At 27.4% G+C, this 263-nt stretch carries 1 pseudogene; it reads left to right on the forward strand.

Annotated features, from left to right (window positions below):
• Window positions 1–79: 79 nt before the first annotated feature.
• A pseudogene (locus ORL93_RS31115) lies at window positions 80–259 on the forward strand (DUF2953 domain-containing protein); the annotation flags it as partial.
• Window positions 260–263 lie beyond the last annotated feature (4 nt).

The following is a 263-nucleotide window of genomic DNA, read 5'->3' on the forward strand; positions in this document are numbered from 1 at the left end:
GAAGAATACACCGATACGCAATTTTCTGAATTCGTATAATATTCCTTGTACATGTCAATAATGGATATGGAATGAAAGGATGATATGTATGAAGTGGATTGTAATCGGAATTGGGATTGTTCTATTGGTTATTTTGTTTATATTGTTTTTAAAAATATCCTTGAAAGTTACTTTTTTATATTCAGAAATGGAAAAACAGTGTTTACTACAAGTGAAAATATGGAACATTAAATATACGTTTGATGTGTTAGAAAGAATGTAAA

The sequence above is a fragment of the Bacillus sp. DHT2 genome, from assembly GCF_026241455.1.
GTDB lineage: Bacteria > Bacillota > Bacilli > Bacillales > Bacillaceae_G > Bacillus_A > Bacillus_A pseudomycoides.